A 22514-nucleotide genomic window follows, 5' to 3' on the forward strand; every position below is an offset into this window, starting at 1 on the left:
CTAGGCCCTGACCAGTGCCAGGACGCGGTCGCGGATCTTTTCCATGGTGGGCTGGTCCTTGGCTTCGGCGTTCAATCGCAGGAAGGGCTCGGTGTTGGACGGGCGCAGGTTGAACCACCAGCTGCCGTCCTTCGCTGTGAAGGTGCTGCCGTCCATGTGGTCGATCTCGATGTCTTCGTTCTCGAAGTCCACCCGGACGCGTTCCACGGCGCCGGCCTTGTCCTCGATCTCGGAGTTGATCTCACCCGAGGAGACATACGGCTCGTACTGGCGGCCAAGCTCGGAGAGCGGTCCGTTCTGCTCACCCAGGGCTGCAAGGACGTGCATGGCCGCGAGCATGCCGGTATCGGCGTTCCAGAAATCGCGGAAGTAGAAGTGAGCGGAGTGCTCCCCGCCGAAGACTGCGCCTTCCTCGGCCATGACGGCCTTGATGAAGGAGTGCCCCACACGGGTCCGGACTGCACGCCCGCCGTCCTTGGCCACGAGCTCAGGAACCGCTTTTGAGGTCAGTAGGTTATGGATGATCACCGGGGTTTGCTCGCCAGCGGCCTGGGCGCGGGCGATCTCGCGTCGGGCCACCATCCCGGTAATCGCGGACGGGGAAACAGGCTCGCCCTTTTCGTCGATCACGAAGCAGCGGTCCGCGTCGCCGTCGAATGCCAAGCCGATGTCGGCGCCGTGCTTGATGACAGCTGCCTGCAGATCGCGGAGGTTTTCCGGTTCCAGTGGGTTGGCGGGGTGGTTGGGGAACGAGCCGTCCAGTTCGAAGTAGAGCGGAACGATGTCGAACGGCAAGGCCGGGAGCAGTTTGTCGCCGAGCACCGCAGGGGTGGTCAGTCCAGCCATGCCGTTGCCAGCATCCACCACGATCTTCAACGGACCCGAGCCGGAGAGGTCCACCAAGTGGCGCAGGTACTCGGAGTAGTCCTTCAAGACGTCCCGAACGCTGATCGCTCCGCGGCTGCCTGCAGCAGGAATGATGCCGGAATTCAGGTACTGCTCGGCGAGGGCCTGGATTTCCTTCAGGCCGCTCTCGGAAGAGATGGGCTGCGCGCCGGCCTTGGCCATCTTGATGCCGTTGTACTCGGCCGGGTTGTGGCTCGCGGTGAACGTAGCGCCGGCAGCGTTCAGGGCGCCGCAGGCGTAGTAGAGCTCATCGGTGGAGATCAGGTCCAGCAACTGGACGTTCGCTCCGCGCGTGGCTGCACCGTTGGCGAACGCCTGGCTGAACTCGGGCGATGAAGGGCGCATATCACCGCCCACCAGAACCGTCTGGCCCTCAAGGCCCAGGACGTCGACGAACGCAGCGCCCACGGCCTCTACGATTTCAGCCGTGATGGATTCACCCACGATCCCGCGGACGTCATACGCCTTGAAGGATGCCGAGAGGTCGAATGTCTTGTTCTGCTCGCTAGTCACGGGCTCAATCCTACTGTGGCTACGCAATGGGGCATGAACCGGCAGGAGCGCTATGTGGACAAGGACTATCCACATAGCGTGGCCTGAAGGTTATGGGTGTCAGAGTCGGCTGGAATACTGGGTTGATGGCCAACAACTCCCCAAACACTGCCGTTTCCGTGCAATCTCCCACCGAACAGCAGGCCTTGGCGTGCCTGCGTGAGTTGGTGGGGCACCCCGAAGCCCAGTTCCACGAAGGCCAATATGAAGCCATCGAGGCGTTGGTGGACGCGGGCCGCCGGGCTTTGGTGGTCCAGCGCACCGGTTGGGGAAAGTCCGCTGTCTACTTTGTGGCATCGCTGCTGTTGCGAAGGCGCGGTGCCGGGCCAACCCTGATCGTGTCTCCACTGCTCGCACTCATGCGTGACCAAGTGGCTGCAGCCGCACGGGCAGGGGTGCGGGCCGTAGCCATCAACTCAGCCAATGCCCTTGAATGGGATACGGTCCTGGCGCAGTTGGCGGCAGACGAAGTTGATGTCCTCCTGGTGTCGCCGGAGCGGCTAACCAACCCATCCTTCCGGGAGAACCAGCTTCCGGAACTCATCCGTCGGACGGGCCTCCTTGTTATTGACGAGGCCCACTGCATCTCGGACTGGGGACACGACTTCCGGCCTGACTACCGGCGCATCGCCGACCTTATTGCCCAGTTGCCGGAGTCGGTTCCTGTCCTTGCCACCACAGCTACCGCCAATTCCCGGGTGGTCCACGACATCGAGGAACAACTCGGCGCCGGAGTGCTGACCATTCGTGGAGCGTTGGGACGCGAGTCCCTGCGGCTGGGCGTCCTGACCCTGCCAGACTCCCGGGACCGGCTCGGGTGGCTGTTGACACACCTCGCAAACATGCCTGGCAGCGGAATCATTTACACCCTCACTGTCTCCGCGGCCGAGGACACAGCCAGGCTGCTGGCTGAAGCCGGCCACAACGTCCTGTCCTACACAGGACGAACGGACCCCGCGGATCGGGAACGTGCCGAACAACTTCTCAAGGACAACCAAGTAAAGGCCCTGGTGGCTACCTCGGCCCTGGGGATGGGATTCGACAAACCGGACCTGGGCTTTGTTATCCACCTCGGTGCCCCGTCGTCGCCGGTTGCCTACTACCAGCAGGTTGGCCGCGCAGGCCGTGGAGCAGCCAACGCAGACGTTCTGCTGCTGCCAGGCTCCGAGGACCGCGAGATCTGGCAGTACTTCGCCACCGCATCCATGCCCTCCGCCGAGAAAGCCGATGCCGTCCTGGGTGCCCTCGGTGATGCGGGTTCGGCATTGTCCACAGTCGCTTTGGAAGCCAGGGTGGATCTTCGCCGCACGCCCTTGGAACTCCTGCTCAAGGTCCTCGCCGTTGACGGAGCTGTAGAACGCGTTGGCGGAGGTTGGCGCTCCACCGGGCAGCCATGGAGCTACGACGCGGAGCGCTACGCGCGCATCGCCGAAGCGCGGGTGGACGAGCAGGACTCCATGGTGATCTACCAAGACACGGCTGGCTGCCGCATGGAATACATCACTTCGGTGCTGGATGACGAGACAGCAGCCGCCTGTGGGCGCTGCGACAACTGCGCCGGCCGATGGTTCCCCGTGGACGTGTCAGCCTCGGCAGCCGACGCTGCGGGCCAGACCCTCCGGCGTGCCGGCATCGCGGCGGAACCGCGCCTTCAATGGCCCAGCGGCATGGACCGGCTGGGAGTTGCGGTCAAGGGCAAGATCAAGCCAAACGAAAGTGTCTCGGAAGGGCGGGTCCTGGCCAGGCTCACCGACTTGGGCTGGGGCGGTGCCCTCCGCGAGTTGTTCGCCGCGGGTGCACCGGACCGCTCCGTTGATCCTGCAATGCTTCAGGCCTGCGTCCAGGTGCTGCGTGAATGGTCAGGGGCCGAGGGCGGAACGCCGTGGAGCGGAGTTGGCCGTCCGGCGGCTGTTGTCAGTGTTCCTTCCAGGAGCAAGCCACTGTTGGTCGATTCCTTGGCCCAGGGAATAGCCGGCATTGGGCGGATGCCTTACTTGGGTCAGCTGCAGCCCCAGCATGGTGGGCCTACCGGCGGCCGCGGAGGAAACAGCGCGTACCGGCTCGCTGGCGTCTGGGACAGGCTTGTTGTGGGACCGGAACTTGCCCAAGCCCTCGCCGGGATCGGCGGCCAGCCAGTGTTGTTGGTCGACGACCTCATCGACAGCCGTTGGACCATGACGATCTCCGCCCGGGCCTTGCGGCTGGCCGGGGTGGGCGCCGTCCTTCCACTGGCCCTGGCCCAAGCCGGGTAGCAGCAAGCTGGTAGGAAAGCGTCATGTTGTGATCGCTCCCACGCTGCGTCTATAGGATCGAGCAAACACGCCTGCTGCCTGCTGCAGGCTACCTGCCAGAACTTGGACCGGAGCCATGAGCACAAATCCCAACACCGACGTCGAAGCGGCCAACGAAACCACCTGGCGGCCGCGCTTGGCCCTCTTGGTGGCGGCAACGTTCTTCATGGAGTTCCTGGACGGGACCATCCTCACCACCGCCATTCCCAGCATCGCGTCCGATTTCAGCGTGGCTCCGGCCGACATCAACATCACCATGACGGCGTACCTGGTGACGGTAGCCATGGGCATTCCGCTGAGTAGTTGGCTTGCTGAACGGTTCGGCGCTCGCCGAATCTTTTGCCTTGCGATCTCCGTGTTCACCATCGCTTCCCTGCTGTGCGCAGTGAGCACCGACCTGACCATGCTCACGCTCAGTCGGGTGGCACAGGGCATGGGTGGGGCCATGATGGTTCCCGTGGGCACGCTGGTGGTGCTGCGGGGCACTCCCAAGTCCGAACTCCTCCGCGCCACGGCCTATTTGGTGTGGCCTGGTCTTCTGGCCCCGGTCCTGGCCCCCATGGTGGGTGGCGCCCTCACAACGTTCCTTTCATGGCACTGGATTTTCATCATCAATGTTCCCCTTGGGCTCGCCGCTTTCATAGCAGCGCTCAGGTTGGTGCCGCGAACGCAGTTTGACGGCAAGCGCCGGCTCGATTGGTTTGGGCTGCTCCTGACCACCTTGGGAGTCGGAGCTTTGGTTGTGGGCCTGGAAACGTTGGGCGGCCACGCGTCCAACGTACTTGCAGTGGTGGTGGTGATTGCCGGAGTGCTGTCCTTGGCGGGGGCGGTTTGGTGGATGGGCAAGGCCAAAGTCCCGCTGTTCAACCTCACTGTTTTTGGGACAAGGACTTTCCGGGCCACTTCTACCGGCGGCTTCATTTACCGCCTGACCATCAGTTCCGTACCGTTTCTGCTGCCATTGATGTTCCAGGACGGATTTGGCTGGGACCCGCTGAAAGCCGGTGTCATGGTGGCGGCGGTCTTCGTGGGCAACATCGGGATCAAACCCGCCACCACGCCGCTCATCAGGCGTTTTGGGTTCAAGCCCGTACTTGTCTTTGCCTCGTTCGCGTCCGCCGTGACGTTCGCTTTGTGCGCGTTCCTCGATGCCCAGACGCCCGAACCACTTATTTTTGCCTTGCTGTTGTTCAGCGGGGCGTTCCGCTCCATAGGTTTCTCGGCCTACGCCTCGGTGCAATACGCAGACATCGTCCCAGGGCAGCTCCCGTCGGCCAACGCCATCTCGGCAACGCTCGTTCAGTTGGCGGCAGCAGCCGGAATCGCTGTTGGCGCCTTGTTCCTGCGACTCTTCGAGACCACCCGCATGTTCGGGGCGGACCAAGTGGGGGCTTACAAGGGCGCCTTCATTGCCATGGCGCTCCTGATGCTGATCAGCACTGTGGACAGCCTGACCCTGCACCGCCATGCCGGCGCCGAGGTCAGCGGCGGAGCGAAGCGCGGCTGATCAGGGACTCAACGGATACGAGCGTTAAACGCAAAAGGTCCCGGTTCGAAAACCGGGACCAATTCGCGGAGACGGGGGGATTTGAACCCCCGGTGGAGTTGTGCCCCACACTTCATTAGCAGTGAAGCCCATTCGGCCGCTCTGGCACGTCTCCAATTGCTATTGCTAGCCCACCAAGGATACGCAGAACCTACGGCCCAGCGCAAAACGCGGCCGTTCAGCCGCCCAATTCGATGGTTCGCTGCCGGATGGGCCGTTCGCACGGCTGTCCGCGCAGGGAACCATCGAATCGGAGCACGGAGGAAGATGTCAGTTGATTCCAGCCAGTGAACGCCATAGGAAGTGGTTGCTCCGTGCCTGCAGTGCAGCTGCCTGTCGGTTGTCGGAGGCTCCCGCGTGCCCGCCCTCCAGTGCTTCGTGGAACCACACGTTGGGAATGCCCATGGCCTGCATGCGCGCTGCCATCTTGCGGGCCTGGACCGGTCCCACACGGTCATCCGAAGTGGCGGTCCAAATGAACGTTTCCGGGTATTCCACGCCGTCGTGAAGCAGGTGGTACGGCGAGAAAGTACGGATGAACTCCCACTGACCGGGGACATCAGGATCGCCATACTCGGCAATCCATGAGTACCCGGCGGAGAGCTTCGTGTAGCGGCGCATGTCCAGGAGCGGCACGCCGCAGGACACGGCACCGAACAGTTCCGGGTACTGGGTGAGCATGTTGCCTACCAGCAGGCCGCCGTTGGACCCGCCGACGCAACCCAGCCGGCGGCGGCTGGTGACCCCTCGCGAGATCAGGTCCTTCGCCACTGCGGCGAAGTCCTCGTACGCACGGTGACGGTTCTCCTGAAGGGCTGCGCGATGCCATGACGGACCGTACTCGCCGCCGCCCCGGATGTTGGCCACAACGTACACGCCACCGCGAGAATGGGACGCTGTGCCGTCGTCGGGCGTAGCTCCCAAGGTGCGCCGCTCCAACCATGCCCGGCCGATGGTTCCGCTGTACGCAGGAGTGCGGGAAACCTCGAACCCGCCGTAGCCGGAAAGCTGGGTGGGGTTCTGGCCGTCCAGCACCAGGTCCTTGGACGCCACCTGGAAGTAGGGAACCTTGGTCCCGTCCTTGGAAACAGCAAAGTGCTGCTGGACTTCGTAGTCGGCTTCGTTGAAGAACGACGGCGACCGCTTCACTTCGGCGTGCTGGCTCGCCACGCCGCTGGATGCCGTCGCCGGTGCCGCCTCTGACGACGCGGCACCGAGCGTCCCCCGCGTCAACGTGGTCGGCGTCGTGAACCCCGTGGCCACCAGCCAGAAGTCGTTTCCCGCACCGGAATCGGAATCGTCCTCGTCGTCCACTGCATAGGCGTTGACGTCGTGCAGGGGAGGGCAGGCATCCAGCACAGTGGAGGTCCACGCCCCGGTGGCATCGGGGCGAACAGGATCCAATACCCGAATCTCGGAGGAGACGTCGCGCAGGAGGTTCAGCAGCAGGTAGTCCTTGGTCCAGCTCCAGGACTGCAGTGAAGTGTGCGCATCAGGTTCGAACAGCACCACGAATTCCCGCGACCCCGCCAGGTAGGCCTCGAAGTCGGCGGCAAGCAAGGACCCGGCAGGATACCCAACACCGGCAACATCCCAATCTTTCTGCGGGCGGAACAGCAGCCAGTCGCGGTGGGCACTGATGTTGACGTCCGTGGGGACATCGATGGCCACCCACGAGTCGTCGCGCAGCAGCCAGGTGTTGCGGTTGTAGAAGTCGATGTAGTCAACGGCGAAAGTCCGTTCGAATCCCGGGGTGGAGTCGTGCGCCACCATGGCCAGCATGTGGTCTTCCGGGATCTCGAAGATGCGCTCAGCGTCGGCAAGGGACTGGCCGCGGCGAAGCTTCACCCCGGTCCGGGCGTAAGAGGACGTGGTGGCCGGAAGCCCGTCCGCGGTGCTGGAGACCAGGAGGGTGTCGGCGTCAAGCCAGCTGACGTTGCCCTTGGCAGTTGGGAGGTCGAAGCCGCCCTCCACAAAGGTGCGGGTTTCGACGTCGAACTCGCGGTGGCGGTCGGCGTCGCCCCCGTCGGGGGACAGCGAAACCATGGCAAGGCGGTACTCCTCGCCGTCCGAAGGGCGGAGGAAACCGGCACCGTGGAACACCCACTCAACGCCTTCAGCAGCGGCAAGGGCATCAATGTCCAGCAGCACGTCCCATTCGGGATCCTCGGTGAGGTAACTCTCCCACGTGGTGCGGCGCCAGAGTCCCTTGGGGTGTTCCTGGTCCTTCCAGAAGTTGTAGTAGAAGTCACCGCGCTTGTTGACCATGGCGATGCGGTCCGTGGAGTCGAGGACCTCCAGGATGCCGGCCTCGACGGCCTGGTACTCGGCGTCTTCCAGCAGGTCTTCGGTGCGCGCGTTTTGCTCGCGGACCCACGCCAGCTGTTCTTCGCCGTGGATGTCTTCAAGCCATACGTTCTCATCCGTGGGCTCAGGCGCAACATCCGCTGCGTGGCGCGGGCCGGAGGCCGGCGCGGTGTCATTCTCGGGAAGTGGCGACTGATCAGCTTCTGTGGTGGTCATCGCCCCATCCAAGCAACACTGTTCCACGGTAAGCAAGTCACGCAGAAGTTAGGCTTGAGCGTGGCTAAATCGCAAATCAACCGTGTTGCCCTGCTGGGGGCTGGCCCTCGGGGCACCAGCGTCCTCGAGCGGTTGCTCGCGAACTGGGCTGCGGAGAGCGTTGAAGGCGCCACGCTGCACATTGATGTCGTAGATCCCTACCCGGCTGGTTCAGGCCACGTATGGCAACCGGAGCAGTCGCGGCTGTTCCTGATGAATACCCAATCGTTCTATCCCACCCTCATTCCTGAGGATCCGAAGCTTGCGCCACCCCTCGCGGGCGGTTCGTTCGACCAATGGCGTGAGGCCCGGCGTCGTGATGGCGAGGGACTCAACGACGCCGAAAAGGCGGAGCTTGCCACCCTCGAGTCACACGATTTCCCCAGCCGTGCCCTGTATGGGCGGTATCTTCGCCAAACGTTGGAGGGGCTGCTGGAACGGCTGCCCGACGGCGTCGAGGTCACCTTCCATAAGACGCTCGCCGTTGCTGCGCATCCCGTGAAACGTGAAAAGGAAGACGGGTTCGACGTCGAACTTGCCAACGGTGCCAGGCTCACCGTCGGCTCCGTGGTCCTCGCGTTGGGCCACATCGAGTCCCGACTGAATCCCGAGCAGCGGTCCTTCAAGAGCGCGGCCGACGAACAGGGCCTGCTCTACTTCCCGCCGGCTCCGCCGGCCGATGTTGACTGGCAGGCAGTGCCGGACAATGAGCCGGTGCTGGTCCGCGGCATGGGCTTGAACTTCTTCGACGTCATGGGCCAGTTGACGGAGGGCCGTGGCGGCAAGTTCGTCGAGGCCGGTTCACCCGGCGCCGGTGTGCTTGAGTACCGGGCCTCGGGCCGGGAGCCGAAGATCATCGCTGCCTCCCGCCGGGGAACGCCGTATCGGGCCAAAGCGGGGCTGGCAGGCTACTATCCCAGCAGCATCACCATGCGGTACCTGACGGAAGATGCCGTTGACCGGTTCCGGGCGGCGGGAATCCAGCCCGGCTTCGATCACGACCTGTGGCCCTTGCTGCACCGCGATGCGCTCTGGGCCTATTACACAACATTGGCCCGATCCCAGCCCACGGCAATCAAGGATCCGGAACAGTTCCTCGCAGACCTTGAGGACGCGCTCCAACCCCATGCGCACACCACTGCCAAGTGGGAAAGCGATGTGGGGGACCTCGTGGAAAAGCACGTTGTTGCCTCCCGCCGACTGAATCTCCGGGGTTTGGCAGCACCGCTCGCCGGCCGGACATTCGCCTCCAGACGAGAGTTGGATGTGGCCATCACTGCTTACCTGGACGATGATGCGCGGCGATCGGCATTGGGTGAGGCCGACCCCGTGAAGATGGCCATCGGTGCCCTCCACACCGGACGGGCAATCCTTAAATCCGTGGTGGCTGACGGTGGAATTACGGACGAATCATGGCTGGCGGGTTTGCGCGGCTGGTTCGAGTCGTTCGTCGAGGGGCTGGCCAGCGGAGCGCCTGCACTTCGGTCGGAGCAGTTGGCCGCCTTGGCGCGTGCCGGCGTCGTGAGTTTTGTGGGACCAGACCCCAAGTTCAGCGTGGACCGGGGCGCGAAAGTGTTCCGGGCGGTGTCGCCGTGGGTCCATGATGCGCCCGTGGAAGCAAGGACGCTCGTGGAGGCAATGTCGCCTGCCAACAGGGTGGGCATCAACCTCTCGCCGCTGCTGGAACAGCTCATGGCCGACGGACTGGTGCGTACCAAGATCATGATGGGGGTGGAGGGCACACCCATGCAGACCACGGGCCTGGATGTGGAGCCCCACCCTTATCGGCCATTGGCGGCGAACGGATCCATCACCAAGAACTTGTACGTCCTGGGCCTCCAGTTGTCTGCGTCCCAGTGGGGGACAGCCATCGCTGCGGAGGCGCGCCCGCTCACCGGACCGGCGTATGCCAGCGGACAGCGGACGCTGCGCGATGCCGATGAGATCGCCCGCAGCATTCTGGGCCGCTAGCGACGCGGGGTTGCGACTGCCTCCAGCCTTCGTTACTGTGTGAGCTGCATCACCCAGTAGGGTGTGCGCGCTTTTGATCTGCGGCGGGAGAGTCCTGCCCGGTACATCCCGTCAGGCGCCGTAGGAGCAAACCCTCCCCAGGAATCTCTCAGGCCCATGTACCGCCGCGGCGAGGCAACTCTGGAAAGCAGTCCGGCTACCGGGCTCACCGAAGGTGCAAGCAGGCCAACGCCTGCGGAAACTCTCAGGTCCACGTACAGAGCGGGGAGGAACCCGAATCAACGTGGCACCCCGTGCCGCCTGAACGATGGAGTTCCTTTGACGATTCAGCGCCCACCTTCCAGCGATTCACCCCATCTTGAGCGTCAGCTCAGCAACCGCCACATCCAGCTCATCGCCATCGGCGGAGCTATTGGTACCGGCCTCTTCATGGGGTCCGGCAAGACCATTTCAGCGGCTGGTCCGTCCGTCATTTTCGTGTACATGATCATCGGCTTCATGCTCTTCTTCGTCATGCGTGCCATGGGCGAGCTGCTGCTGAGCAACCTGAACTACAAGTCCTTCAGCGACTTCGCCGCCGACCTGCTGGGGCCGTGGGCCGGCTTCTTCACCGGCTGGACGTACTGGTTCTGCTGGGTCATTACGGGCATCGCGGACGTGATCGCGATTGCCGGGTACTCCCAGGAACTTTGGCCATCCCTGCCGCTCTGGGTGCCGGGCCTGATCACCATCGGCATCCTCCTTCTCCTCAACCTGGCCACCGTGAAGGCTTTCGGTGAGACGGAGTTCTGGTTCGCGCTCATCAAGATCGTGGCCATCGCGGCCCTCATCATTGTTGGCTTGTTCATGATCTTCAGCGGCTTCCAGTCCGATGCCGGACCGGCCAGCTTCACCAACCTGTGGAGCCATGGCGGCTTCTTCCCCAACGAGTTCATGGGCTTCGCGGCAGGCTTCCAGATCGCAGTGTTCGCGTTCGTGGGCATCGAACTGGTGGGCACCACCGCCGCTGAGGCCAAGGACCCGGAGAAGAACCTTCCCAAGGCCATCAACTCGATTCCCATCCGGGTGCTGCTGTTCTACGTAGGTGCCCTCATTATCCTGATGTCCGTCACTCCGTGGACCCAGTTCGCCGCCGGGCACAGCCCGTTCATCGCCATGTTCTCGCTCGCTGGTCTTGGGGCAGCGGCCACCGTGGTGAACCTGGTGGTGCTCACATCGGCCATGTCCTCGGCCAACTCCGGCATTTACTCCACGTCCCGCATGGTGTTCGGCCTCGCCCAGGAGGGCGACGCGCCCAAGGTGTTCGGCGCCCTCTCCGGACGCAAAGTACCCCGCAACGCCCTGTTCCTGTCCTGCGTCCTGCTGCTGTCCGGCGTCGTCCTCATGTACGCCGGTTCGGACATCGGCAAGGCGTTCGACATGGTGACCACCGTGTCCGCAGTGTGCTTCGTCTTCGTATGGTCGATCATCCTGGCCAGCTACCTTGCATTCCGGAAACGTCGTCCGCACCTGCACCAATCCTCGGCGTTCAAGATGCCCGGTGGCGTGGTGATGGTGTGGGTGGTGTTCGCGTTCTTCGCTTTCGTGCTCTGGGCCTTGACTACCCAGCCGGACACCCTCGCAGCGCTCCTGGCCACGCCTGTGTGGTTCCTCATTCTTGGAGTTGCCTGGTTCATCCTGCGCCGCCGCCCCGCCCACCTGGCACGCTACGCGGCGTTCCAAGCGGAGCTGCAGCGGGACGCAGAGCGCGTCCAGGAACCGGAGCCCGCAACCAAGTAATGCACGCCTGAACAACAAGAAGCAGGGCCCTTCACGCTGGCTGCGTGAAGGGCCCTGCTTATGTGGCCTTAGCCGGGAGTGGTCAGCCCCTCAGGCACTTTTGGTACTCCAACCATGCGAAGGCGTACCGCAGCCAGCCCACAATGTCGTACCACTTGGACGGCTTGACTGGCGGGGTGCACTGCGGCGGGTTCGGACCGCTCGTGGCCACCTTCACCAGAGTCTTCACCACGGTTCCACTCTCGACGGCGGTCAGCACCAGGGTGCCGGTGCCGGCGGCTGCCGCCGCGGGGACCTTGAGGTTCACCGTGGCCGCACCAGCTGTGACCGGGACGGAGCCCAGCGCAACGGCCGCGCCCTGGCCGTCCACGAAGACGGCGTTGAGCGACGCGTTGGCCGGGCTGCCGATCGATGTCAGGTTGAGCTTGGACACGGCCAGCGTGATGGACTCTCCGGCCTTGACCTCGGCAGCAGTGGAGTTGGCTACAGCAACGGAGCGGCGCGCGAAGTCCGGTGACACCGGGTTATGTTCCCTCAGGTACTTGATCCACGCATCGCGATCCACCAAGCCGGTGTCCTTCGTGTTGGCGCCTTCCTTGAAGACCCGGAAGTTGTCACCACCGGTGGCCAGGAAGCTGAAGGTTCCGATCCTGTACTGCTTGGCGGGATCGATCACGGCGCCGTTCACCCAAATACCGGTGATTCGGTCTCCTGCGGGGCGGGCAGCATCGTAGGTGTAGTTGACGTTCTTGGACACCCCCAACTGCTGGTAGGGGCGGCTGGGAATGGTCCCGTCAGCGTTGGTCTGCCACTGCTGCTCCAAAAGGGTCTTGAACTGCGCGCCCGTGAGCGACGTGGTCCACAGGTTGTTCACGAACGGCAGGACCGCGTTGGCCTCGGCGTACGTGATGGTCCCGTCCGGTGCGTAGTAAAGCTCGTTACGCAGTCCGCCCGGGTTCACGACGCCGATCTCCGCCGCACCCAGTTCGGGAGCCTTAAGCGTGTCCACCAGGGAGTCCGCCACGAGGTTGCCCAGCGTGGACTCGCTCGCGCGATCATCCCGCTTGGGGGCGCCGCCCGCCGGGTCCGGGGTGAAGGCCGTGGTGATATCAGCGGTCACCGCACCGACCGGCTGGTTGCCGATCTCCGCTGCCTGGGCAAGGGCTTTGTCCACGATGGTCTTCACTGCCGCCACCCGCGGGTAGGCAGCAACGAGGCTTTCGGAGGTCTCGGTGGTCCGGTCCACGATCGCGGCCTTGTACGCCGTCACCGATTTGGTGACGGTGTCTACCGTGAGGGTCACACTGCCCACGTTTTCGCCGTAGTTGCCGGTCTGGACGATAGGACGGGTCTTGCCCGTGGGCTGTCCGTTTCCGTCCAGTACCGGGGCATCCCAGGCGTATTCCTTGTGCGTGTGGCCGGTGAAGATCGCCGCGACGTCAGGGGTGGTCTGGTTGACCAGCTTGGCGAAGGGGCCACCGGCTGCAACTTCCTGCTCCAGCGTGGCACCCTCAGGCGTGCCGGAAGCGGCGCCGTCGTGGTTCTCCACAATGATCAGGTCTGCCAGGTTCTCAGCCTTGATTTTTGCAGCCACCCGGTTGATGGCTTCCACGGGGTCCCCGAACTCAAGATCGGCAATTCCGGCCGGAGTTACCAAGGAGGGAACTTCCTGGGTGACCGTGCCGATAATCGCCACGCGCATGCCGTTCATGTCCAGCACCTTGTACTCCGGCAGGACCGGCGTGGTGGTGCCCTTCTGGTAAACGTTCGCGCCCAAGTAGGCGAACTTCGCGTTGGTGCCGTCGGCGACGACGCGGTCGCGCAGGTCCTGCCAGCCGCCGTCGAATTCGTGGTTGCCCACGGCGGAAGCCTGCAGTTCCAGCGCGTTCAGGACGTCAATGGTGGGCTGGTCCTTCGCCACGGACGAAGCGAAGAGGGAAGCACCGATGTTGTCGCCTGCGGAGATGAAGGCGGTAGCGCCAGGGGCGGCCGCTGCCCGGAGCTTCTCAACGGTGCCCGCGAAGAGCACGGTGTTGGAGTCGATCCGGCCGTGGAAATCGTTGATGCCCAGGAACTGCAGGTCAACGCTTGAGGGTGCTTCCGCGGTCAGATTCAGGCCCACCACCACGGGGTCGTGGTCGCTGGCCCGGAACTCGTCACCGGCATAGTAGTTGGTCACATTGTTGTTATACCTGCTGTACTCCAGCGCAACGGACTCCACGGAGTTGATGTTCCAAATGTCGGTTCCGGTCACCACCTTGTGGGCCGCCGGGGATGCCAGGATGTGGTCCAGGGAACCCACCATGCCGCCGAAGAGGTACGAGTGCTTTCCTGTGCCAACCTCAAGGTCCGTGTAGCCGGCGCCTGTGAGGACGTTGATGGGATCTTCCTTGGAGTAGGCGTTGAAATCGCCGATCAGGAAGACCTTGTCCGTGCCCTTGGAAGCCTGGAGATCCTGGGAGAAGGCGAGCAGCGATTCGGCCTGCTTGGTGCGTGCGATGTTGGAGGCGCCCTGACCCTTGTCGGTGTCCTCGGGTGTTGCTGCGGAGCCCTTGGACTTGAAGTGGTTCACGATTGCGATGAACTTCTTGCCATCGTCCCCGCCCACTGGCTTGAAGACCTGTGCCAGCGGCTTGCGGGCACTAGCGAAGGCCACGGTGTCATTGTGGATGATGGACTCGCCTACAGGCTCGGCCACGGCCTTCTTGAAGATGAACGCAGTGCGGATCATATCTTCGTCGCTCAGCGGGGGAGCGTTGGCCGGCGTGCGCACGTAATCCCACACACCAGGCGTCTTGACGTTCAGGGCGTCCACCAGCTTGGACAGTGCGTCGTCGCGGTTCTTGCCGAACTGTGCCGAGTTCTCGATCTCTTCAAGGGACACGACGTCGGCGCCGGACTTGGTGATGGCCGCCACGATCTTGGCCTGCTGACGCTCGAAGTTCTCTGCGTTGGCAGCACCGCGGGCGTTGCAGCCTTCCTTCACCGTGATCGGGTTGCCCTCACGGTCGGTGTAGAACACGCAGCCGGCAAGCTGGTCACCGGTGGTGGGGAAGTAGTTCAGGACGTTGAAGGAGGCCAGCTTGAGGTTGCCTCCAACGTCAGCGGGACCTTCGGGCCGGGTCGCCGTGAAGCTTGCCGGTTGGACCGACTCAGCGTTGGCCGGGTTCAGCGCGGCAAGGGGCTGGAACTTCCAGGAGTTGTTGCCGTAGCCCAGGATGACGTCTGTCCGGAATTTCGCGGGCGAGCCCACGCGTACGGGGTCGGACGTGGTCAGGTAAGGCAACTGTTGTGCCTTGGTGGTGGCGTCCTTGAGGAAGTTGGTGGACGCGCCGTCGTCGAGCTTGATCCCGCGCAGCGTGTTGTCAGCAACCACCGCGGCGTACTCCGGGGAACCGTAGGTAGCCACTGCCGTCGGCTGTACCAAGGGCGACGTGCCGGCCGCGAGGCCGATCTCGCCGTACTGGTTCAGGGAGTAGTTGTCGGTGACCGTGAAGTCACCTTGCGGCGACAAGAGCATGCCTTCGAGGCTTTCGCGGGCGGCGTCGTTGGCAGGCAATGCGAACGGCGTGGACTTGACCTCGGGTGCTGCCTCGGTGAGCTTCTTCAACCCTGCGGCTTCAACGGTGAGCTGGGTCTGGTTGGCGAATTCGCTGACCACACCGGTGAGCTCCACGTAGTCGCCCGACTGGACCGTTCCCGCCGTCGTGGGTGAATAGACAAACACAGCGTCCGACGCCGTCCTGGCCGCCCCGCCGCTGTCACCGCCGGTTCCGGGGGTCTGGACGTAGTAGCCGTTGAACCCGCCTGTGGCGTACACGGCGGTGACCTTGCCGCGCGTCGTCACCGTGCTGCCGACAAACGGGCTGGCCGTCCCGCTGCCCTGGATCTCGGCGATGGTCTTGACGCCGGGTTCTGGCTCCGGGTCGGTGGGCGGGGTTGACCCGCCGTTGGAACCGGTGGGTGTGATGGTAGTGCTGAGGCTGAAGTCCGCGGCATTGGAGTCGGAGTCCACGCCATTGGTGCGGTTGATGCTCTTGACGTCCGAGTTGTTGATCGGAGCCTGAGCAACCGCGGTTTCGAAGGTGTTGGATGTGCCGTAGCCCAGGAGGTCGGCGATGGCAGCGTTGCCCGTCACCGAACCTGACGGCAGCGGAGATACTGCGGTGCTTTGCTTGGCCAGCACCAGAGTTCCGGTGGTTCCGCTGGGGTTCAAGGTTCCCGTGGCCTGCACGTCCGCGGCAGGGAGTGCCGGCGCTGTGGAACTGCCGTTGTTCGTGGCTCCCTGAACCAGGTAGTAGCCCTTGGCCGGGATGCTCCCGGTCAGGGGAGTAATACCCGTAGGCGCGGTGGTGGCGGTGGCTGATCTGTACTGCAGGGACCATCCAGCCAGGCTGACGGGAGTATCCGAGGAGTTATAGAGCTCCACGAACTTGTTCTTGAACGCGGCGCCTGTGCTGCCGCCGCTGAGGTACGCCTCATTGATCACCACCGGCGAAGTGCCGGTGGGTACTGCCGGATCGTCCGCCGCGAAGGCGGGTGCCGCCGTCAGCGGGGCTGCAAGCAACCCGACCGACACGACCGTTCCCGCAGCTGATTTCCAATATTGGTGTTGCATCCGCTCTAACTTTCATTAGGGAGCCCTGTGGGGCCCTGTGGACGACGCCCGCTGTCTTGTGAAGTGGGCGATATGCCCGGAAGTTACTCCGGGGTAAAGCTGCCTCGGGCATAGCTGAACACGAACGGATGAATGGGAGGTGGCGCGTCGGTGGCCGGAGGGTTCCCCGGCCACCGGAGCACTACTTGGCTGCGCCCTTGAGGGTGCCCGTGGTGGGGGTGCCGGACGCGCCGCCGATCAGGCATACGATCTCCCGGTCGGAGGCCTTCCACGTCTCGGTTGTGGGGTAGAAGTACGTCAGTTCCAGGGTGGATTCATCGAACGGCACGCCCACGAAGGTGGCGAACTCGGTACCGCAGAACTCTTCCGACTGGGTGGCCACCTCGGTTTCGCCCGGGTAAGCGTCGGCCACGATGTTCTTTGCGGCATAGGCTTCGAGGTCGTGGCTTTGCTCGCACGGAATGATGGACACATCCTTTACCTCGGTGCCGGAGGGTTCTGCGATGCAGTCGCCCACCTTCACTTTGAAGGCGTCTGCCACCGATGACTCAGTGGGTTTCCCGGAGTCGTCCCGTTTCGCGTCGCCGCTGCTGATGAGCGAGCAACCCGCCAGGGCGACGGATGCCACGGCAAGTGCAGCGGCTGCCCTGAGGGTCTTGGATAGGTGGAGCATTCGGGTCCTCATTCCCAGAAGGACCACAGTGACTCAGCCCAGGGGCCGGATCTGTGGTCGACGATTGAGGGACCAGACAGGAACCCATGCCGGCAGATCCCCCAACGCCGGCAATGAGCGGATCCGTCCGGCTGCCCGCGGGTAGGGGGCAGCCGGAACGGATCCGAAAGATGACAGTCTAGGCCGTCTGGCCCAAGTCCTGGATGATTTTGAAGACTGCACCCGTGGGGTCCGACAACGTGGCCAACCGCCCGAAAGGCGTGTCCTCTGCGGGCTGCATGACCACGGCGCCGAGTGCCACGGCCTGCTCAACGGCGGCGTCCGTGTCATCCACCGCGAAGTAAACGCTCCACATGGAAGGAACCTGCTCGGGAAGGAAACCGGACGCATCCATGATGCCGGCCTTGGCGTCATCGCCGGAGCCAAGGGTTGTGTAGCGGAATTCCGGGGTATCGCTCATGACGTCCGTGTCCCAGCCGAAGACTTTTTGGTAGAACGCCACCGCGGACTCATAGTCCTTGGAAAGGAGCTCATGCCACGCCGGCGCGCCGGCCTCCGCTGCGATCTCGTAGCCCTTCATCCCACCGAACTGCCAAGCACCAATGGACGCGCCGGAGGAATCCCCGTACATGGCCATGCTGCCTTGCTCGGGGACCTCCATGGGCTCCAAATACACCTGGCCTCCGTTGGCAGCGGCGGCCTCGGTGGTTGCCTTGATGTCGTCCGTGCGGAGATAGGTGGACCAGACATCCGGCATGGCCCCCATGTCCGCTTGCTTCTCCATGATGCCCGCAACCATCCGGCCGTCCTTGGAAGCAGTGATGTAGCCGCCGTACTTTTCCTGGTCACCGGTCTCATAGGTCCAACCAAACAACGCCGTGTAGAAGGCCTTGGCCGTCTCAGTATCGGACGTCATCAAATCGATCCAGCAAGGTGCGCCGGGAGTGATGTCAGGCGTAGGCATAGGTCAGGCTCCTGGAGTTGTTGCGCGGCGAAAGCAGCGTCTGAAGTCAGTGGTTGTGGAGACAGACAGAACACTATGCGGGGGGTCGGACAGTTTCAATGATCTTCCGGGTGTCAGTTCTCAGATCCGCCCGGCCCCGTACGCAGACAACAAAAAATGCCCCGGGTCCAGGAACCCGGGGCATCTCGCTGGCGGAAGGTAAGGGATTTGAACCCTTGGTACGGGGTTACCGCACACTGGTTTTCAAGACCAGCTCCTTAGGCCGCTCGGACAACCTTCCTCGCCTAGTAGTGTTTCATAGGGAGTTGGCTGTTCCAAAACATCACGTGTTCCAGTCCCAGCCCCGGGGCTGTAACACAAGCAAGAAACCGGGAGTTCGTCATGAAAGCCGTCTACATCTCAGAGCCGGGCGGGCCCGAAGTCCTTGAAGTCCGCCAGGTCCCGTCTCCGGTGCCGGGCCAAGGCGAGGTGCTGATCGACGTCGTGGCCGCCGGCCTGAACCGCGCGGACGTTCAGCAGCGGCGCGGCTTCTACCCGCCGCCTCCCGGGGCCTCGGAAGTTCCCGGCCTTGAGATTTCCGGCCGGATCGCGGCGTTTGGTCCTGGAGTCACCAAAGCCTTCTCCGTGGGAGACAAAGTGGTGGCGCTGCTCTCCGGGGGTGGCTACGCCCAGCAAGTCGCCGTGCCCGCCGAGCAGGTGCTCAGAGTGCCCGAAGGCGTGGACCTGATCACCGCAGCTGCCCTGCCCGAGGTCGCCGCCACGGTGTACTCGAACCTCATCATGACGGCGCAGCTTCAGCCCGGTGAGACGGTACTCATCCACGGCGCGACCGGCGGCATCGGCACTATGGCCATCCAATTGGCCAAAGCCTACGGTGCGAAGGTGGCCACCACGGCGGGTACTGACGAAAAGGTCGGCACGGCCAAGGCGTTCCTGGGTGCCGACATCGCCATCAACTACACCGAAGAAGATTTCGCGGAAAGCCTCAAAGCGCAAAACGGGGGCAAGGGCGCGGACGTGATCCTCGACGTCGTGGGTGCCAAGTACCTGCAGCAGAACATCGACGCGCTCGCCGACTACGGCCGGCTCATCGTCATCGGGCTGCAAGGTGGTACCAAGGCTGAGATCAACCTCGGCCAGCTGCTCAGCAAGCGGGCCGCTGTTATCGGCACCGCGCTCAGGCCCCGCCCGGTCTCAGAGAAGGGCATCATCATGTCCGCCGTGCGTGAGTCGGTGTGGCCCATGCTCACCGACGGCAGCATCAAGCCCCTTGTCGCCAAGACCTTCCCTTTGGATCAGGTCCGCGAAGCGCATGAATACTTTGACTCCGGTGAGCACGTGGGCAAGGTCCTCCTGCTCCTCTGAACCGTCCAACCAACCGCAGCGAGGAGCCTCATGTCCATCCGGCACAGTTTGCTGGCCCTGCTTCAGGACCGGCCCCGGTACGGCTATGAGCTGCGCGTCGAGTTCGAGGACCGGACCGGGGCGGCCTGGCCGTTGAACATCGGCCAGGTCTACACGACGCTGGATCGGCTGGAGCGCGACGGCCTGGTCAGTAAAGACGGCGACGACGGCGGTGGGCACGTGGTCTACAGCATCACTGACGCCGGGGCTGAGGAAGTCGGGGCATGGTTCGCCGGGGCGGTGGACCGGGGCAATCCGCCGCGAAACGAGATTGCCATCAAGCTGGCGCTCGCCGTAACGCTTCCGGGTGTGGACGCCTCTGAAGTGATCCAGTCGCAGCGCGAGGTTTCCGTCAGGGCGCTGCAGGAGCACACGCAGGCGCGAAAGGCCGCGTCCGCCAACCAGCGGGCGTCGGACACTGCGTGGCTGCTGGTGCTCGATTCCTTGATCTTCCAGGCCGAGGCGGAAGTCAGATGGTTGGATCTTTGTGAGGCGAGAATGGTGCAGGCCCAAGGCAATGGGGGAATGAACTAGGGCTTCCCTGTCTCGGCGGATGGTGGTCATCCGCCGCATGGTTGTGACCGCTCACCGCCCCTTTGGAGCACGTTGGCGTGTGCCCCCTTTACTTGTCTGTGACGGTTGTTAGTGTGCTTGGAGGCACCGGCGATGCGGTCCCCACCGTGAATATCGCCACTACAGCAGTTCCCATCACCGCAGCAGTTCTCAAGGAGGAGATATGGGCAAGGTTCCTGATCAAACCGGACTCGCGGAAGGACTGGATCCTACGCTGCCCGCACCTGCCGTGGACGACTCGGTCCGCGAAGCCGAAGAACGCAAGTGGACTCCGGCCAAGATCGGACTCTGGGTGGCAATCTCGCTGCTGGGAGCCGTGGCATGGTTCATGCTCGCGTTGGTTCGCGGCGAAACTGTCAACGCAATCTGGTTCGTTTTCGCCGCAGTGTGCACCTACCTGATCGGCTACCGCTTCTACTCCAAGGTCATTGAGCGCTATCTGCTCAAGCCGGACGACCACCGTGCCACCCCCGCCGAATACAAGGCAGACGGCAAGGACTACGTCCGCACGGACCGCAATGTCCTGTTCGGGCACCACTTTGCGGCCATCGCAGGCGCCGGCCCGTTGGTGGGCCCTGTCATCGCGGCCCAGATGGGTTACCTTCCGGGCACCATCTGGATCATCATCGGCGTGGTCCTGGCCGGCGCCGTGCAGGACTACTTGGTCATGTTCTTCTCCATGCGCCGCGGCGGGCGTTCCTTGGGCCAAATGGCACGTGAAGAACTGGGTGTCATCGGCGGTACGGCGGCGCTGGTCGCCACCCTGCTCATCATGATCATCATTGTGGCAATCCTTGCCCTCGTGGTGGTCAACGCCCTCGGCGAGAGCCCATGGGGCGTCTTCTCGGTGGGAATGACCATCCCCATCGCGCTGTTCATGGGTGTCTACCTGCGCTTCATCCGCCCGGGCAAGGTGATGGAGGTGTCCATCATCGGCTTCGTCCTTCTCATGGCGGCCATCATCGGTGGCGGCGCCGTGGCAGGCACCGAGTGGGGTGCCGCCTTCTTCCACCTGGACAAGGTCACCATCGCCTGGGGCATCATCATCTACGGTTTCATCGCCGCGATCCTGCCTGTGTGGCTGCTCCTGGCTCCGCGCGACTACCTCTCCACCTTCATGAAGATCGGCGTGATCGTGATGCTCGCCCTCGCCATCATCGTGGTCCGCCCGGAAATCACCGTCCCGGCCTTCAGTGAGTTCGCCGGCCGTGAGAACGGCCCCGTGTTCTCAGGCGCACTGTTCCCGTTCCTCTTTGTCACCATCGCTTGTGGTGCCCTGTCCGGATTCCACGCGCTCATCTCATCGGGAACCACTCCGAAGCTGATCGAGAAGGAGCGGCAGACCCGCTTCATCGGCTACGGCGGCATGCTGATGGAGTCCTTCGTGGCCATCATGGCGTTGGTGGCTGCGATCTCGATCGACCGTGGCATCTACTTCGCCATGAACGCCCCACTTGCCCTGACCGGTGGAACCGTTGAGTCCGCGGCGCAGTGGGTCAACAGCCTTGGCCTGGCGAATGTGAACATCACCCCGGACGTGCTGGCCCAGACTGCGAAGGATGTTGGCGAGGAAAGCATCATCTCCCGTTCCGGCGGTGCTCCTACCCTGGCGGTGGGCTTGGCGCACATCATGCAGCAGTTCATTGGCGGACCCGGCATGATGGCTTTCTGGTACCACTTCGCCATCATGTTCGAAGCACTCTTCATCCTTACCGCAGTGGACGCCGGCACGCGTGTTGCCCGCTTCATGCTGCAGGACTCCATCGGCAACTTCATCCCCAAGTTCAAGGAAGCCTCCTGGCGGCCCGGCGCGTGGCTCTGCACAGCCATCATGGTGGGCGCCTGGGGCGCTGTGCTCCTGATGGGAGTTACGGATCCGCTGGGCGGCATCAATACCCTGTTCCCGCTGTTCGGCATCGCCAACCAGCTGCTGGCAGCTATCGCCTTGGCCGTGTGCCTGGCCATTACGGCCAAGCGCGGAGTGTTCAAGTGGTTGTGGATCGTGGCAGCTCCGTTGGCTTTTGCGGCGGTAGTGACCATCACGGCCAGCTTCCACAAGATTTTCTCGCCGGTTCCCGCAGTGGGCTATTTCGCCAACAACCAGGCCTTCTCCAAGGCCCTGGCCGATGGCAAGACCGAGTTCGGCACAGCCAAGACTGTGGCGGCCATGGAAGCCGTAGTCCGGAACACCATGATCCAAGGCGTGCTGTCGGTCATCTTCGTGACGCTCAGTATCATCGTGATCGTTGCCGCGCTGATTGCCACCGTGAGGGCCATCCGTGCCGGCGGTGGCCAGGACCACGAGGACCCGGCAGTGCCGTCCAAGGTGTACGCGCCGGCCGGGCTGATCCCCACGCCGGCCGAGAAGAAGCTGCTCGCGGAATGGAATGCACTGCCTGCGGAGAAACGCACCCAGAAGGCCGGGCACCACTGATGAAGGCCGTCGTGCGGGGATTTCGGGGCGTAGCCACGTACCTGGGTTCGCTCATGGGTGCTGACGCCTACCGGAAGTACCTTGAACACTTCACCTCCTCCGGCCATGCCGGTCCTGCCATGACTGAACGTGAGTTCTGGCGGGACCGCATGGATCGGCAGGACAGCAACCCCCAAGGCCGGTGCTGTTGAGCTGTAGTTTCGCTACGAACGAAGTCCAAAATGGGGCTTCGGACAGGGCT

13 protein-coding genes, 2 tRNA genes and 1 riboswitch are annotated in these 22514 nt (G+C 63.6%); of the genes, 8 read left to right on the forward strand and 7 right to left on the reverse strand.

Translation table 11 applies throughout. The features are described 5' to 3' along the window. Positions 1–1419 carry a phosphomannomutase/phosphoglucomutase gene (locus tag FQP90_RS14640; RefSeq protein WP_144651707.1) on the reverse strand — a complete coding sequence of 473 codons (1419 nt, stop codon included), beginning with the start codon at positions 1417–1419 and terminating at the stop codon, positions 1–3. Positions 1420–1544: 125 nt separating this feature from the next. Between FQP90_RS14640 and FQP90_RS14645 the strand changes: the two genes are divergently transcribed. Next, positions 1545–3710, forward strand: coding sequence for a RecQ family ATP-dependent DNA helicase (locus tag FQP90_RS14645; RefSeq protein WP_144651709.1), 2166 nt, complete (start codon positions 1545–1547; stop codon positions 3708–3710). Between the two features lie 115 nt (positions 3711–3825). Continuing rightward, on the forward strand, positions 3826–5256 hold the full coding sequence (locus tag FQP90_RS14650) for an MFS transporter (RefSeq protein ID WP_144651711.1): 1431 nt from the start codon (positions 3826–3828) through the stop codon (positions 5254–5256). Positions 5257–5322: 66 nt separating this feature from the next. Here the strand turns inward: FQP90_RS14650 and FQP90_RS14655 are convergent. Together FQP90_RS14655 and FQP90_RS14660 are read right to left on the reverse strand one after the other, a co-directional pair. Then, positions 5323–5410: transfer RNA gene (locus tag FQP90_RS14655), tRNA-Ser, on the reverse strand. A gap of 155 nt (positions 5411–5565) precedes the next feature. Beyond that, positions 5566–7818 (reverse strand): prolyl oligopeptidase family serine peptidase, encoded by a 2253-nt coding sequence (locus FQP90_RS14660; protein WP_144651713.1) that lies wholly within the window; start codon positions 7816–7818, stop codon positions 5566–5568. A 60-nt stretch (positions 7819–7878) separates the two neighbouring features. Between FQP90_RS14660 and FQP90_RS14665 the strand changes: the two genes are divergently transcribed. Continuing rightward, a complete protein-coding gene (locus FQP90_RS14665; RefSeq protein WP_144651715.1) occupies positions 7879–9828 on the forward strand; it encodes an FAD/NAD(P)-binding protein in 1950 nt (649 codons plus the stop codon). 74 nt (positions 9829–9902) lie between these two features. Then, positions 9903–10002: riboswitch (glycine riboswitch) on the forward strand. A gap of 144 nt (positions 10003–10146) precedes the next feature. After that, entirely contained in the window at positions 10147–11607 is a 1461-nt protein-coding gene (gene cycA / locus FQP90_RS14670; protein ID WP_144651717.1) for a D-serine/D-alanine/glycine transporter, read from the forward strand. An 82-nt stretch (positions 11608–11689) separates the two neighbouring features. Here the strand turns inward: cycA and FQP90_RS14675 are convergent, their stop codons facing one another. The 4 genes from FQP90_RS14675 to FQP90_RS14690 all read right to left on the reverse strand — a co-directional run bounded on the left by FQP90_RS14675 (position 11690) and on the right by FQP90_RS14690 (position 18142). After that, complete coding sequence (locus FQP90_RS14675) at positions 11690–16225, reverse strand: ExeM/NucH family extracellular endonuclease (protein ID WP_144651719.1); 4536 nt, start codon at positions 16223–16225, stop codon at positions 11690–11692. Between the two features lie 181 nt (positions 16226–16406). After that, positions 16407–16898, reverse strand: a complete 492-nt coding sequence (locus tag FQP90_RS14680; RefSeq protein ID WP_167510499.1) for a septum formation family protein — start codon at positions 16896–16898, stop codon at positions 16407–16409. Positions 16899–17076: 178 nt separating this feature from the next. Further along, complete coding sequence (locus FQP90_RS14685) at positions 17077–17862, reverse strand: VOC family protein (protein ID WP_144651723.1); 786 nt, start codon at positions 17860–17862, stop codon at positions 17077–17079. 189 nt (positions 17863–18051) lie between these two features. Next, a tRNA-Ser gene (locus FQP90_RS14690) sits at positions 18052–18142 on the reverse strand. A gap of 101 nt (positions 18143–18243) precedes the next feature. Between FQP90_RS14690 and FQP90_RS14695 the strand changes: the two genes are divergently transcribed. The 4 genes from FQP90_RS14695 (at position 18244) to FQP90_RS14710 (ending at position 22464) form a co-directional block, all read left to right on the forward strand. Then, a complete protein-coding gene (locus FQP90_RS14695) occupies positions 18244–19227 on the forward strand; it encodes an NAD(P)H-quinone oxidoreductase (RefSeq protein WP_144651725.1) in 984 nt (327 codons plus the stop codon). Between the two features lie 30 nt (positions 19228–19257). Next, complete coding sequence (locus FQP90_RS14700) at positions 19258–19800, forward strand: PadR family transcriptional regulator (RefSeq protein WP_144651727.1); 543 nt, start codon at positions 19258–19260, stop codon at positions 19798–19800. A 202-nt stretch (positions 19801–20002) separates the two neighbouring features. After that, on the forward strand, positions 20003–22273 hold the full coding sequence (locus tag FQP90_RS14705; protein ID WP_144651729.1) for a carbon starvation CstA family protein: 2271 nt from the start codon (positions 20003–20005) through the stop codon (positions 22271–22273). After that, a complete protein-coding gene (locus tag FQP90_RS14710) occupies positions 22273–22464 on the forward strand; it encodes a YbdD/YjiX family protein (RefSeq protein WP_144651732.1) in 192 nt (63 codons plus the stop codon). Before FQP90_RS14705 ends, FQP90_RS14710 begins: the two co-directional genes overlap by 1 nt. Positions 22465–22514: the final 50 nt, after the last annotated feature.

Source organism: Paenarthrobacter nitroguajacolicus (genome assembly GCF_007786235.1).
GTDB lineage: Bacteria > Actinomycetota > Actinomycetes > Actinomycetales > Micrococcaceae > Arthrobacter > Arthrobacter nitroguajacolicus_A.